Below are 13,767 nucleotides of genomic sequence, written 5' to 3'. Positions count from 1 at the left end.
TCAACAGTCTTCACATCGGAATCATCAACCGAGGTCTTTGCAGCTTCAACGTCGAAGGTAGCATCAGCGCGAGCAACAATGCGGCCCTGGGTCTTCGGGTTGCCCTCGTCGTCCTTTACAGGGTCGCCGTTCTCATCAAGAACCGGAACCTTCAGTTCCTCGTTACGCATGATGACTGGGAACTTGAAGGCCTTGCCAGCTTGGTCAGCGGTCGGCTTGAAGGTCACCACACCGGTCTCCGGGTCAACCTTGACCTGATCCTCCTTGACGCCCTCAGGCAGCTTGCCGAGCTCAAACTTAGCCTTCTCAGGCTTGGTTTCCTCAGGCTCGGTTTCTGGGTTGTCGAACTTCGGTTCAGAGGTAGCCTTTTCGTCGGCCTTCGCATCAACTGGCTTGTACTCGAGGTAGTCACGGGAGACTGCAAAAGCGTCCAATGCGAGAACCAGATCGTTCTTCGGATCTGGCTCGCCGTCAGCAACCTTCAGACGAGCCGTAAACGTATCACCCGTCTGAGCATCCGCCGGAACCTCGAACTCACAGCTCGGGATCTCGGTTGCGGAGTCAGCCTTGACAGCATCACACTTCTTGACAGAATTGCCGCCCTTGTCAAACCACTCAATGTAGTAGTTCAGGTCATCCGAGATCGGAAGGCCAGCAGTATAGGTCTGGACCTTGTCACCGAGCTTGGCCCAGTTGTCCGTAGTGTTCTTATCAACAACGTCGAACTTCAGGGCCTGCGGAGCAAGCGCGATGTTCCAGCCAGTGTAGCCACTAGTAGTGTTACCAATGAAAGCACCATCACCACCGAAGAGCTGCGCGTTAGCACCAGCCTTCAAATCACTACCGAAGCCCGGACCAGCCCACTGGCCAAGCGACCACGGGTACAGCACACCAATGTTGTTCGGCAGCGGCTTACCGTCCTTGCCAAGAATGCTGACGTAGCTCCAATGCATATTGACGTGCTTGGAGTCTTTCCAAGGTAAAGCCCACTTGCCTTCGCCATGCGAGCCGGCAAGCTTGCCGAACTTATCTTCAGGCACCAATCCACGCGTCTTGTGGTCATAGCCATAGAGGCCCTTCCACCGCAGCTCGAACGTGCCGTCAGCGCCAGTAGTGGTCGTCATGGTCTCTGCGATCCAGCCTTCTGGATCAGCAGCAATCTGTTCATTGATCCACTTCTGCAGCCCCTGCTCATCAGCAGGGGTCCAGCCCTTGCCGCGCAGCGTCTTGCCCGCGAAGTTATTCTTCGCGTACGCCTCGATCTTGTTCACCGCGTCATCGGTGAGGTAGGAACCGACAACCTTCATGCCAGGTGCAGGAAGGTCCTTTCCGCCAAAGGCGCTCACAGTGTTATGGTTCTTAGCGCCCTGCAGCACGTCAAGGTTCCAGAAAGCTCGACCCGCGTAGGTACCACCGTTACCACCGGCGCCGGTGCTTTCTGCCCATTTATTCTCTGGGAGATGCTGCGGCAGTTTGTCCTTCTGGGCGTACTGGATGGTCATGCCCGTGATCTTGTGGCCGCCCCATACGCCATCGCCCTGGGTGGTCGGCGTCGTGTTTGCGCCGATGCCCGGGAAGATACCAGCCGCCGGCTGGTGCACCAGACGGTACTTATCCGTCATGTTCTCCGGAAGCTCCGTCCAGACACGGATCTTCTCGCGCTTTTGATCGCGCTTGCCCCGGTCATCACCAGTGGTCAGGCCGGCAGATGCATCCGCATCAAAGTGACGGGTCTTACCGAGAGCATCGGTGTACGGCCCCATCTTGATGGTGAAGTTACCGTTGGCATCAGACTCGGTGTAGTACACCGGCGAGGAGTGCTGAGTGTTTTCACCCTCGTACCACTGGGCGTAGACCTTCACACCTTCCAGCGGGTTACCGGAATCCTGGACATCACCGAAACCAACCTTGGCCTCAACAATCTCCTTCACGGAACCGGAGATGGTGCCCTTCTGATCAGCCTGGCCTGGCGAGTAGATGGCCTTATCCTTATCACCACCAGCTGCCGGAGCCTCAGCATCCGGCTGGTTTTCCTGTGCATTGGCAACCGCAGCGAAGGGGGATGCCGGAGTTACTGCGTGGACGAAAGGGCCCACCATAGCAATAGAGAGCGCAGCGGCAGCAAGAGTAGTGCCGCGGCGGCGTACAGCAGTACGCTTTATTTCCTTCTTGTTCATAGCAAGAAGTCCTTTCCTTAAGTCTTGAAAGAGTGATCACGTTAGGGATACGTGACCGCGCAAGGGATAAAACCGGCTTACGCAACCGAGAGCAGCTCATTTCAGTCACCTTGGAAGAAGGTCAGAGGTTCCAAAGGTCTATGAACAAACTCGCCCCTAATGTTAGCCCCGTTTACGAATTAAAGAAACCGTACGGCATCCTGAAAATTTCATAAACGGAGTTTTCTGTCGTCGACCAGAAAAGGCACATGTTTGACCTGCTCTTTTCGAACGACTGCGACACGCGGCTGGATTGTTAAATAAATCACGTCGTCACTTTGGCAACATTTGCCCCAGGAATGCACTCCTAACGGGGGTGTTTTATAGAGGGCTGTGTCAGGTGGGATTGCGGGAGGCGTCGCCAAGCAGGGCACCAAGCAGGGCATATTGAGCGCACAAATGGAGCCACAGAAACACAAACCGCCCCGCTCTCCCCGCATCGTGCATATCGACAATTGTGTCCACGATGCTGTGGGAGAAACGGGGCGGTGGTTGTTGCGCTGTTTCTACGGAACGCCGTCGCCGTTAGGCAGTTCCTAGGTTGGTTTATCTTGGACCGGCCTGCGCCTTACTGGTCTTGCATGACGTCGTGGCGCACGATGGTCTGGTCACGGCCGGGGCCTACACCGATGTAGGAGATGCGGCAGCCGGAGAGCTCCTCCAGGCGCAGGACGTAATCCTGAGCCTTCTGCGGAAGATCCTCAAACGTCTGACAATTAGTAATGTCCTCATCCCAGGCCGGCATGGTCTCAAAGATGGGCTCGGCGTGATGGAACTCAGACTGGGTCAGCGGCATCTCGTCGTAGCGCTTGCCGTCGACGTCATAGGCCACGCAGATGGGGATCTCACCGATGCCGGTGAGCACGTCCAGCTTGGTCAGGAAGTAATCCGTGAAGCCGTTGACGCGGGTGGCGTAGCGGGCGATCACAGAGTCGTACCAGCCGCAGCGGCGCTTGCGGCCGGTATTGACGCCGATTTCGCCGCCGGTGGTCTGCAGGTACTCGCCCCACTTATCGAAAAGCTCCGTGGGGAAAGGACCAGCGCCCACGCGGGTGGTGTAGGCCTTGATGATGCCCAGGGAGGTAGTAATGCGCGTCGGACCAATGCCGGAGCCCACAGCGGCGCCGCCAGCAGTCGGGTTCGAGGAGGTCACGAACGGGTAGGTGCCGTGGTCAACGTCCAGCATGGTAGCTTGGCCGCCCTCCATGAGGACGTTCTTGCCTTCATCCAGTGCCTGGTTCAGTTCCAGCTCAGCCTCAATAACCATCGGGCGCAGGCGGTCGCGGTAGCTCAGGAAGTACTCCACTACCTGCTCCGGATCAATTGCCTTGCGGTTGTACATCTTCACCAGCATCTGGTTCTTAATGTCCAGGGCGGATTCAACCTTCTGGCGCAGGATAGACTCATCAAAGATGTCCTGCACGCGGATGCCGATGCGCGCGACCTTATCGGCATAGGCCGGGCCAATACCACGGCCGGTGGTGCCGATGGCGCGCTTGCCCAGGAAGCGCTCCTGCACGCGGTCCAAGGTCTGGTGGTAGGGCGCCACGAGGTGCGCGTTGGCGGAAATCTTCAGGCGCGAAGCGTTAGCGCCGCGGGCTTCGAGACCATCGATTTCATCGAAAAGGGCCTCCAGGTTAATCACCACGCCGTTACCCAGGACCGGGGTGGCGTTTTCAGAAAGAATGCCGGCGGGAAGGAGCTTCAGCTCGTACTTCTCGCCGCCGACCACGACGGTGTGGCCGGCATTGTTACCGCCGTTGGGCTTCACTACGTAATCGACTTTGCCGCCGAGGATGTCAGTAGCCTTGCCTTTGCCTTCATCGCCCCACTGGGCGCCGACGATGACGATCGCTGCCATGTTGGTGTCACTTCCTATTTATTGAAGTCAAATACGCACCTACTTTACCCGCCATGGTGGAGCAGTGTTGAGTTTGTGACATGGTCATCAAGAATTGCTTCGTTGGCGAGGCTTGGCAGAGTCCGCAGTGGGTTTAGTACGTGACTGGCTAGGCGGTTTCGGTGGCCGAGTCGTTGCTGCCAGAGCCCTCGTTATCGAAGTAAATGGTGTCATTAGTGAACATCAGGCGCGACTTGTCTGGGGTGCTGACGATGATGCTGTCATCAACAACAGCGATTTGGCCTTCAATGTCACCGACGCCGATTCGGTAGAGCCCGTTGCCCTCAATCTTCGTGCCGTTAGTAGGGATTTCGTCGTCATACTGAGTGAACTCAGTGCTGCCCTCTAGCGGCAGGAAGGTCACCAAGTTGAATTCCATGCCCTCCGGCATTGGGGTCTTGGCACCCTTGATGGCCCAAGTCCCGCCGTCGCCATGCGCACAGTCAATGGCGTTGTTTTCCTCAATAATGCCGCAGACCATGTTCCAGCCATCGGCGGAGATGGTGAAGAGCTCTTCGCCGCGGAGGTCTTCTTCATCCTTAGCCAAATCCGCGGACTCGGCCGGTTCCGAATCCACGTCGATGAAGAAGATGTCCGAATTCACACCATCGAAGGAGTTTTCCATGGACGTGGCTTCGGTACCCGGGCGCTTGTTTACTTTGCCCTCGACACCAACGATGTCGCCATCGGTCTTGGACTCATAGGTATAACCTTCACCATCCTCTTCTACCTCTAAAGAAGAGGACGTGATGTAAAGGGCATCCTCGTCCTTGAGTTCGCCCTTGGAGAAGAAGACGGGGACTTTGACATCCTCCCCATCAAACTCGCCTTCCAGCACCACGTAGCTGAGGAATTTGCAGGGATCGTATTCATCCTCACCGACGCTGACGTCCTCAAATTTCTCGGTGGAACCTTTCACGTAGGCTTCTTCATTCTCCAGGATCTTGCTGAGTTCGGTGTCCTCGAGGTCTTTCTTCTCCTCGCAGTCAGCGTTGGTGCTCGATGAGGATGCACTGCTGGATGTCGACGTGGCCGTCGAAGAAGTAGTCGTCGCAGAACTCGTCACGGACTCGGCGGCGGCCTCGGTGAATCCAGGCTCCTCAGCTTCCGTCAGGGAGCCGCCGATGAAGCTGCACGAGCTCATCAGGAGCCCGGCGGTGGATACAAGTGCAAGAGTTGTCATTCGGGTGGACATGGTACTTACCTCCGGCTGTTAGGGGCTTAAGAATTGGTTGCTAAGACGTTGTGTATTGCCTCGGAGCCTACCGGCGTACTGTGATGTGCACTACTTTTCTGGGGAAAGCTCCACTGTCTGCACGCCGCGCATGGAGTGTTTTAGCGAAGCTCTTTCCACGCTTCTATGCTTCTTGTATGATCTGTGCGCTTGTAGACTGCGGCGGCCACCTCACTGACGCCCACACCACTGCCCTCGTTGAGGCCTCCCAGCGCGGAATACGCGTCGAGCACTTCCGCTTCGCAGAGGTTCCCAGCCGGCAGGAGTTGAAGGCTATTGACACCCTGGCCAGCGAGATTCTTCCGGAGGATCCCACCCCATCGCTGGATGAGATTGCCGCGCAGCCAGACGTGAGCCACCTCGGCGCACCGGGGCCAGCACCCCAGGCCCCGTTCCTGAGCGAAACGCTGCGCATCGTGGTCATTGGCAACGATGCCGCGCTGAGCGCCGTGCTGACCCGCATGATGCGGGCGGATTACCTGTGGGCCGAGGTGGGCTACGTTCCCACCGGGGAGCACTCCACCGCGGCGATGAATTGGGGCTTAAAAGCTAGCGAAACGGGCCAGGGCCGCCAGGGGCTCGGCGACCATGGAGCAGTGATGGAGGAGGCGCTCTCCTTTGCCATGTCCGCGCCCGTCAAGCCGGCGCCGCTTATCCGCAATGACGCGGGCCTCGCCGTGGCGGGCTCGGCAACGATTGCGGAGTGGTCGAACGAGGAGATCACTGGTGAGATCATCGTTGACGATGCCGTGCTGCTGCGCGCGGACCGCGAGAAGGATGTCTTCGGCGCAAAGCTCGTGCCGATGACGGATGCGCCGGGCATCGTGGCGGCAAAGGCGGTGACCAGTTTTGAAGCGGACGAAGCGCCGCGTCGTGGGCTCCTCGCCCGCCTGCGCAAGCCTGCCCAACCTGGGCAGCTCGACCCCGCCAGCGTCATGCAAGGCCGGGCGGTACAGGCTGGCGGGCCTTCGCTCAGCGTCAGCGTTGATGGAGTCCGCGCAAAACGGCCGGTCAAGCGCGTGACGTTCTACCGCCACCTGCGGGACCTACAGATAGTGCGGCCCTAGGCAAGTACAGCCCTAGTTCTCTTCCCAGACCTCCGGCGGGTAGGCCGGGTGCTTGGAGGTGGGCACGAGTTGTGCCACGGCTGACTCGCGCGACATGCCGCACACCATGAGCAGGTCCACGATGATGGAGCGCGTCTGTGCCAGCACAGCATAGGCGGAGAGTACGGCTTCCTCGCCGGCGATGTCCATCGAGCAGCGCGCCCCCAGCTGGCGTAGGCGGTTGACTATCTCAGGAATGGCGTGCGCCTCATCCACGCGGCGCTCACGCGCGGTTTGGTGGGTATAGAGATCGGAGAGCTTCATCGTGATGTCAGCGAGTTCATCGATGATCTCAACTTGCTCGGCCGTGGGCTGGTCGCCGTCCTCGGCGAGCACGAGTGCACGGCGGGAGAGCACGCGGGTGCCGCGGACCATGTTGTCAACAGGAGTGAGAATGCGTTCCAGGGAGCGCACGGTGCGCTGCGTGCTCCACAGGAAGGGTGATAACCGTGCGGTTTCCGCGCCGCCCTTGGTGGCGTTGAGCATGTTGTTGATGTCATCCTGCGTGCCGCGCACGGCATCGCGGGCCTCCGTGATGGTCTCGGGATCGTTTTCTTCCAGTCCCTTAGCCACGTCGGAGAGGACCAGGGAGGTAATACCCAAGACCTTCGAGACTTCCGAGCGCCCCGCACGCAAAGGCGAGGAGGGAATCAACACGATCATTGTGATGCCAATGACCGCACCGATGATGGCGTCAACAGCGCGGGAGAGACCACCCATATCTTCCGGGGGAAGGATGGTGGCGATAAGGATGGCAGCGATGACGATTTGGTTGCTCACCATCTGCGAGCCCGTGACAAAGGAGCCGATCACTAGGGCAAGGCCGATGATGATGGTCATGTGAATGGGGCCGGTCCCGAGGGCGTCGACAAGCAGCGTGCCCACCAGCACGCCCACGATGCCGCCGATGGACATGTCGACCGCGCGCTTGAGGCGGTCACTGCCCGATAGACCAAGGATGATGATGACGGCCATCGGGGCAAAGAAGGGCTGCTCGTGGCCGAAGAAATCGTGCGCAACATAGAAGGCCAGACCCGCGCCCAGCGTGCACTGAATCATGAACACGAGCCGGTTGCGGATGCGCGTGAGGCGCGCCTTGAGCGACTTATCCACCAACCGCAACTGCTCGCGGGTGGTCTTGCGAACACGCTTGACGGTACTCGACGAATTCGACGATGACTCTTGCGCTTCCATGACTCCGGTATTTTACGCGTTCTGGCGGCAGCTTTGGATGAACAAAGCCACCCCTTTGAGGTCAAGGGGTGGCTTGTTGGCATGCGCTGACGCAGCTTAGAGCCTGCGGCTGCTAAGCAGCGGCGTCCAGGAGGGGCCGGTGTCAGCTGGGCATTAGATTACTTAGAAACGGTCTTGCCCACGGAGTGCAGGTCGGTGCAGGCCTCAACCACGCGGTCCGCCATGCCCTGCTCAGCCTTCTTCATGTAGGAACGCGGGTCGTAGACCTTCTTGTTGCCAACCTCGCCGTCGATCTTGAAGACGCCGTCGTAGTTAGCGAACATGTGGCGGGCAACCGGGTTGGTGAAGGCGTACTGGGTGTCGGTGTCAACGTTCATCTTGATGACGCCGTAACGCAGGGCCTCCTCGATCTTCTCCTTCTCGGAGCCGGAGCCGCCGTGGAAGACGAAGTCGAAGGGCTGGGAGCCTTCTTCCAGGCCGAGCTTCTTCACAGCAACCTTCTGGCCCTCGTCGAGGACCTCCGGGCGCAGCTTCACGTTGCCCGGCTTGTACACGCCGTGGACGTTGCCGAAGGTAGCGGCCAGCAGGTAGCGGCCCTTCTCGCCGGTGCCGAGGGCATCGACGGTCTTCTCGAAGTCCTCCGGGGAGGTGTAGAGGTTTGCGCCGGCCTTGGCCTGAACGCCGTCCTCTTCGCCGCCGACGACGCCAATCTCAACCTCGAGGATGATGTTGGCGTTGTGGGCCTTCTCGAGGAGCTCCTGAGCGATCACAAGGTTCTCATCGATCGGGATAGCGGAGCCATCCCACATGTGGGACTGGAAGAGCGGAAGCTCGCCGCGGTCAACGCGCTCCTGGGAGAAGGCGATCAGCGGGCGCACGTACTCATCCAGAACTTCCTTCTGGCAGTGGTCAGTGTGCAGCGCAACGTTAATGCCGTAGTTCTTAGCAGCCTCGTGAGCGAAGGCAGCCAGTGCCTTGGCGCCGGCAACCTTGTTCTTCACGGACAGGCCGGAACCGAACTCGGCGCCGCCGGTGGAGAACTGGATGATGCCGTCGGACTCAGCCTCGGCGAAGCCGCGGAGTGCGGCGTTGATGGTTTCGGAGGAGGTGCAGTTAATTGCCGGGAATGCGAAGCCGCCCTTCTTGGCGGTATCCAGCATCTGGTTATAAACCTCAGGGGTTGCAATAGGCATGAAATTCCATCCTTTGGAGTTGCTGTGCAGTAAGCCGTGCCGTCTCACAAACCAGCGAAACAACACGTTCCAACATCCAAGTATGCCTGTTATTGTGGTTTTCCGCCGCGAGATGAGGTGTGACCTCACTTAAACCGCGCCGCGCACGAGCATTTTCAGCCCGCCTAACTGGGACGATGCCGCTTTTATTTGGATTCTGACTTGTACTTCACAATCCGGGTGCAGGCCTCCAACAACATCCAACCGGACAACTGAACGGACAAATCGCGCTCAGCCACGCGGATAATTCCCATCTTCTGGCTCAGCGAAGAGGGCCCAAAACCGTAGTTATGAGGCAGCTTCGCATCCGCGGTCCAATCGGACCCGAAGATAGGCAGGCCGTCCACTTCTAGGCGGTGTTCCCACACGGATTCTGCCGAGGCCGTCACGAGGCGAGCGGCCAGCTTCTTCGTCGCGCGGTTGGCCGGGGAATCACCCGGCAGGCGCACCGCCACGTCCGCGAGGTAGCGGGCGAGGATGCCCTTGAACAGGCCCCCGTCGCCGTCGCCAGTCTGCCAGTCGATGACTCCCGTGTACGTCGCCATGCCCGTGGCCACTGCTTGGACAAGGCCACGGATACGCGTGGTGTAATCCATCATGTCCGCGGCGAGCTCGGCCTCATGGACGGAGTCGATATCCTCCACGGAGCGCAGGCCCGTCTGCTTCCGCAGCGCCAGCACAATCTCCAAGCAAGCACCGAGCACCACACCCTGGCAGTAGGGGTGAATGTTGCGGACGATTTCCTGCCCATCCATGCGCATGCGGATGCCGTCCATGACGAAGCCATCGTCATCGATGAGGTGATCGTAGATCCAGTCCACGATGTGGCGGGCCTCCTCCACGCGCCCCATGCGGGCCAGCATGATGGCGCCCGGGCCGTTGGAGGGAACGTTGAGGAAGGTCTCGCCTTCGCGCCAAGGCAGCACGCCTACTTGGGAGTCGATGCCATCGCGGATGTTGTTCTGCAGGGTGCCCAGCTTCTTATAGGGGCGCTGCTTCTTGAGCTCACCGGCCCGGGCGATGGCCAGGGCGAGCCATGCTTTGTCGTCGTAGTAGCGGTTCTTCGTCAGCGCGCGGAGGTTGCGTACGTGAATGCCGCGGATGGTGTCAGCGATGCGCGCGCGGCGGGCCTTGGTGTTTTTGCGCAGGGCGGCGTCGACAAGACAGTCCAGATAATGCGCCTGCCACCAATAGTGCCAGTGCACAAAAAGCGATTCCTTGGTGGTGGGTGGCCAACTCACCACGGCAAGGTTGGTACGGGGCAAGCCCCACACGGCCTGCGCGTGGCGCTCATTGATGGCTGTTTCCGCAAGGTCGGCGCGGTGGGACCATTTCTCTAACACTTTTGTCTCATCATTCTCACAATGTGAATTCGTTACCTAGATGTAAACACAGTGCGCAGGATCTCACCAAGCTTTTGATAAATCGGCGTGCTGTCGAATCCATGCATGCATGGCGATGCCCGCGGCCACGCCCGCGTTGATGGAGCGAGTAGAACCAAATTGCGCGATCGAGCAGGTCATTACTGCCGCCTCCTGGGCTTCCGGGCTGACTCCCGGGCCTTCCTGTCCGAAGAGGAGCAGACAGCGCTCGGGCAGCTCCGCGGTTTCTAAGGGGACACACCCGGGGGTGTTATCGATGGCCACGACGGTCAGGTCTTGGTCGGCCGCCCAGGCCATCAGTTCGCTCACGTCCGCGTGGTGCATGAGGTGCTGGTACCTGTCGGTGACCATGGCGCCGCGCCGGTTCCAGCGGCGGCGTCCCACAATGTGGACGGTGTCGACGGCAAAGGCGTTGGCGGTGCGCACCACGGTGCCGATGTTGGAATCGTTCTCGAAGTTCTCGATGGCGATGTGCAGCCCATGCCGGCGCTTATCGATGTCCTCCCGGATCGCCTCGCGCGTCCAGTAGCGGTAGGCGTCGACGACGTTGCGGCGGTCTCCCTCCGCGAGCAGTTCGGGATCGTATTTCTCCGCTTCGGGACCTTCCGGCAGCGGGCCTTCCCAGGGGCCAACGCCGTGGCGGCCCTCATTCCACTCGGTGGGTCCTTTGGCCTCCGCCTCTTCCTCGGGCTTAGGCAAGGTCGAGATCCTCAAGGCCCAGCAGGTAGCGGTACTCCAGACCCTCGGCGGCGATAGCTGCGCCGGCATCGGTATTACGGTCCACCACGGTGGCCACACCGACGACCTCGGCGCCTGCCTTGCGCAGAGCCTTCACGGCGGTCAGCGGCGAGTTGCCGGTCGTGGTGGTGTCTTCGACGACGAGCACCTTCTGACCCTCAACGTTGAAGCCCTCAATCTGGCGCTGCATGCCGTGCTTCTTGGCCTCCTTGCGGACAACGAAGGCGTCGATATCGCGGCCATCGGCATGCATGATGGCCAACCCGACCGGGTCCGCGCCCATGGTCAGGCCACCGGCGGCGGCATAATCCCAGTCGGCGGTGAGCTCACGCAGTAGCGAGCCGATAAGGCGCGAGGCCTCGTGCTGCAGGGTGGCGCGGCGCAGGTCTACGTAGTAGTCAGCCTCCTTGCCGGAGGACAACGTGACCTTGCCGTGGACGACGGCCAGCTCCTTCACCAGTTCTGCTAGGCGTTGCTTCTTCTGCTGATCCAGGCTCATCGCTCGCTCCTTAAAGTCTGTGGCTGTTGCGCCGTGAAAAATCCGCCCTGTAGTTTACCCTCTTCCCGCACGGTTGCCTGCGACTAGTCGAAGATGGAGGAGCCGCCATCAAAGCGACGCGGCAGGCGGGCCTGGTTGTTTTCGTGGGTGGGGCGTTCGTGGCCGTCGGCAATCGCGTCGACTTCATCTGCACCCAGGCTGGAGTGGTCGATGGTGCCGCGAGCCTCGCTGGTGGTGCGGCTCGGCATGACCACCGGCTCGGTGGGGCGCTGAATGGTGGGGGCGTCGAGGGAATCATCGCGGTCCGGAACCGCCGTGGGCCCGGTGGGTTCCGGCTGCGGAGGCTCCGGGATATCGCGGCTAGGATCCAGCTCATCAACGCGCAGCACCTGAGCAGCCTCGGAGCGCGGTGGGAGCACGCGGGCTGAATCGGCGAGCGTGGCCAGCGGTTCGAGCAGCGCTTCCCACTCGGCGCTGCGCGCCTGCCGAGTGGTCTGGGCAAGCGCCCACTCCCCCTCCATCCACACGGCGGTCACCGCAGCGGGTAGATGATTCAACGCCGTGCTCACGCGGGCATCGATGAAGCGCCGTCCCACGCCAGCATCGGAGGCAAAGACCTCGAAGCCTTCCTCCTCACGCACGTACAACAGGTCCTCGGAGAGGTTCTCCATCTCCTCGCCTGCTCTGCGGAAATCCACCACGATGTCGGAGGCCGCGCCGGTGCGCATGGCCATGACGGGGATGGCCCCCATATCGAAGAGCAGCGTCTCGTGCCCGCGGACGGTTCCGGCGACGATGTCGCGGGGCTCGTGGCCGCGGGCGGCGGCACCGCGGGTCCACTCATCCGCCAGGTAGGAATCATGCTTGAGGTATTCCCAGCCGCGCTGCTGGCCAAAGGCCTTGCGCTCACGGCGGGCACTGCCCGGCACGAGGTACTTGGCGCGCTCTGCCCGCTCCGCAAAGCTGGGTGCTGCAGCCTGCGGTTCGGCGGATGGCTCCTCGATGGGCTCGGCGGCCGGTTCTTCAGCGGCATCCGCAGTTGGCTCGGTTGCCGGCTCAGCCACGGGTTCTGGCTCCGGCTCGGGTTCTGGCTCCGGCTCGGCGATGATATCGGGCTCTGGAGCAGGCTCAGGTTCCTCGTCGAGCGCAGGCTCCTCGGCGAGCGCGGGCTCTGAGGGGGAGTCAGCGGTGAGTTCTGGTGCAGCGGTATCGGCTGCTGCGGTAGGTTCGTCGGCGACATTCTCGTCGGCGGAGAGCGTGGCGCGCTGGCGCTGGTCCAGCCAGAGCACGATGAGACCAGCCGCGAGCGCGACGGCGGCGAGGGATAAGAGTACGAAAGGCATCACTGCCTGACTCTAATCGCCCGGCGCGCTCGATCCGCGCTGACGCGCTGGTCACGTGCGGATTCTAGACGTGCTCGCGGTCGCCGCGCTCCACCGGATTCTTCGGGTTGGCTGACCACTGCGACCATCCGCCCACAAAGTGACGCAGGCCGGTAAAGCCCACGTGTTCCAGAACGGCGATGGTGAGCGCGGAGTGATTACCGGAGCCGGAATAGATGATGGCGCCGTCCACGTTTTCCTTGGTCACGCCGTGTTGGTCGAGGATCTCCAGGATCTCTTCCTTGGACTTCCACACGGTGATGTCCTGCGTGTGGAAGAGGCGCTCCGGAAGGTTAACCGCACCCGGGATGTGACCGGCCTTCAAGTCGAGGTTCTCGCGGCGGCCGGCGAAGCGGTTGCGCGTGCGAACGTCGAGAAGCAGGCCCTTGTGTTCCTTGACCTCATCGATGGTGGCCGTGGGCATCGAGCCCGTAGTCACTTCAAAGTCTGAGGGCATGCCCAAGTTACCCGGGCCGGTAAGTGTGGGCAGGGACTGGGCGCGCCAGTTGGACAGGCCGCCGTCGAGGATGCGGACGTTATGGATGCCCGCCCATCGCAGCGTCCACCACGCACGGCCGGCGAAGAGGCCGCGGCCTTCGTCGTAGACCACGACTTCACTGTCCTTCTCCAGGCCCCAGTGGTCGATCCACTCTTGAATCTTCTCGGTCTGCGGGAGTGGGTTGCGTCCCACCTTGGAGCCGGGCAGGCCCACGAAGGCTGACGCGGCGTCCGCGTACTGGGCGGTTGGAATGTGAAGGGAAGAAAAGAGATTGAAGGCCTCGCCTTCCCCTGGAGCCCAGAGGGAAGCGAGGATGGTCGTCTTGTCACCGCGGTAAATCTTCTCACTCAACTCGTGAGGGGAGATCAAAATGCTCATGCCCCCA

The 13,767-nt window shown here is 60.8% G+C and carries 11 protein-coding genes; 2 read left to right on the top strand and 9 right to left on the bottom strand.

Translation table 11 applies throughout. The features are described 5' to 3' along the window. Together HMPREF2743_RS09560 and HMPREF2743_RS09555 are read right to left on the bottom strand one after the other, a co-directional pair. The coding region (locus HMPREF2743_RS09560) for a Rib/alpha-like domain-containing protein (RefSeq protein WP_210400259.1) at positions 1–2,177 on the bottom strand (2,177 nt) is incomplete at its 3' end. 607 nt (positions 2,178–2,784) lie between these two features. After that, complete coding sequence (locus HMPREF2743_RS09555; RefSeq protein WP_070448047.1) at positions 2,785–4,077, bottom strand: adenylosuccinate synthase; 1,293 nt, start codon at positions 4,075–4,077, stop codon at positions 2,785–2,787. A 317-nt stretch (positions 4,078–4,394) separates the two neighbouring features. Here HMPREF2743_RS09555 and HMPREF2743_RS13045 point away from each other — a divergent pair, with 317 nt between their 5' ends. Beyond that, complete coding sequence (locus HMPREF2743_RS13045) at positions 4,395–4,442, top strand: hypothetical protein (protein ID WP_118781210.1); 48 nt, start codon at positions 4,395–4,397, stop codon at positions 4,440–4,442. 1,045 nt (positions 4,443–5,487) lie between these two features. Further along, positions 5,488–6,417: a hypothetical protein gene (locus HMPREF2743_RS09545; protein WP_070818680.1), complete on the top strand. Its 930-nt coding sequence runs from the start codon at positions 5,488–5,490 to the stop codon at positions 6,415–6,417. 12 nt (positions 6,418–6,429) lie between these two features. Here HMPREF2743_RS09545 and HMPREF2743_RS09540 read toward each other — a convergent pair whose 3' ends face one another. The 7 genes from HMPREF2743_RS09540 to HMPREF2743_RS09510 all read right to left on the bottom strand — a co-directional run bounded on the left by HMPREF2743_RS09540 (position 6,430) and on the right by HMPREF2743_RS09510 (position 13,760). Then, positions 6,430–7,650, bottom strand: a complete 1,221-nt coding sequence (locus HMPREF2743_RS09540) for an FUSC family protein (RefSeq protein ID WP_070525778.1) — start codon at positions 7,648–7,650, stop codon at positions 6,430–6,432. Positions 7,651–7,808: 158 nt separating this feature from the next. Further along, positions 7,809–8,843, bottom strand: a complete 1,035-nt coding sequence (gene fbaA / locus HMPREF2743_RS09535) for a class II fructose-bisphosphate aldolase (RefSeq protein WP_070525780.1) — start codon at positions 8,841–8,843, stop codon at positions 7,809–7,811. Positions 8,844–9,028: 185 nt separating this feature from the next. Then, on the bottom strand, positions 9,029–10,225 hold the full coding sequence (locus HMPREF2743_RS09530; RefSeq protein WP_070818679.1) for a glycoside hydrolase family 76 protein: 1,197 nt from the start codon (positions 10,223–10,225) through the stop codon (positions 9,029–9,031). A gap of 63 nt (positions 10,226–10,288) precedes the next feature. After that, positions 10,289–10,963 (bottom strand): TrmH family RNA methyltransferase, encoded by a 675-nt coding sequence (locus HMPREF2743_RS09525; protein ID WP_070818678.1) that lies wholly within the window; start codon positions 10,961–10,963, stop codon positions 10,289–10,291. Further along, positions 10,956–11,501 (bottom strand): orotate phosphoribosyltransferase, encoded by a 546-nt coding sequence (pyrE, locus tag HMPREF2743_RS09520; protein WP_070509837.1) that lies wholly within the window; start codon positions 11,499–11,501, stop codon positions 10,956–10,958. Before pyrE ends, HMPREF2743_RS09525 begins: the two co-directional genes overlap by 8 nt. Before the next feature lie 83 nt (positions 11,502–11,584). Further along, entirely contained in the window at positions 11,585–12,844 is a 1,260-nt protein-coding gene (locus HMPREF2743_RS09515; protein WP_070818677.1) for a type III secretion system chaperone family protein, read from the bottom strand. Between the two features lie 64 nt (positions 12,845–12,908). After that, complete coding sequence (locus tag HMPREF2743_RS09510; RefSeq protein ID WP_070818676.1) at positions 12,909–13,760, bottom strand: sulfurtransferase; 852 nt, start codon at positions 13,758–13,760, stop codon at positions 12,909–12,911. Between the last annotated feature and the right edge of the window lie 7 nt (positions 13,761–13,767).

This window comes from Corynebacterium sp. HMSC036D02, from assembly GCF_001836165.1.
Taxonomy (GTDB): domain Bacteria; phylum Actinomycetota; class Actinomycetes; order Mycobacteriales; family Mycobacteriaceae; genus Corynebacterium.
This window is presented reverse-complemented; position numbering and strand designations above follow the sequence as displayed.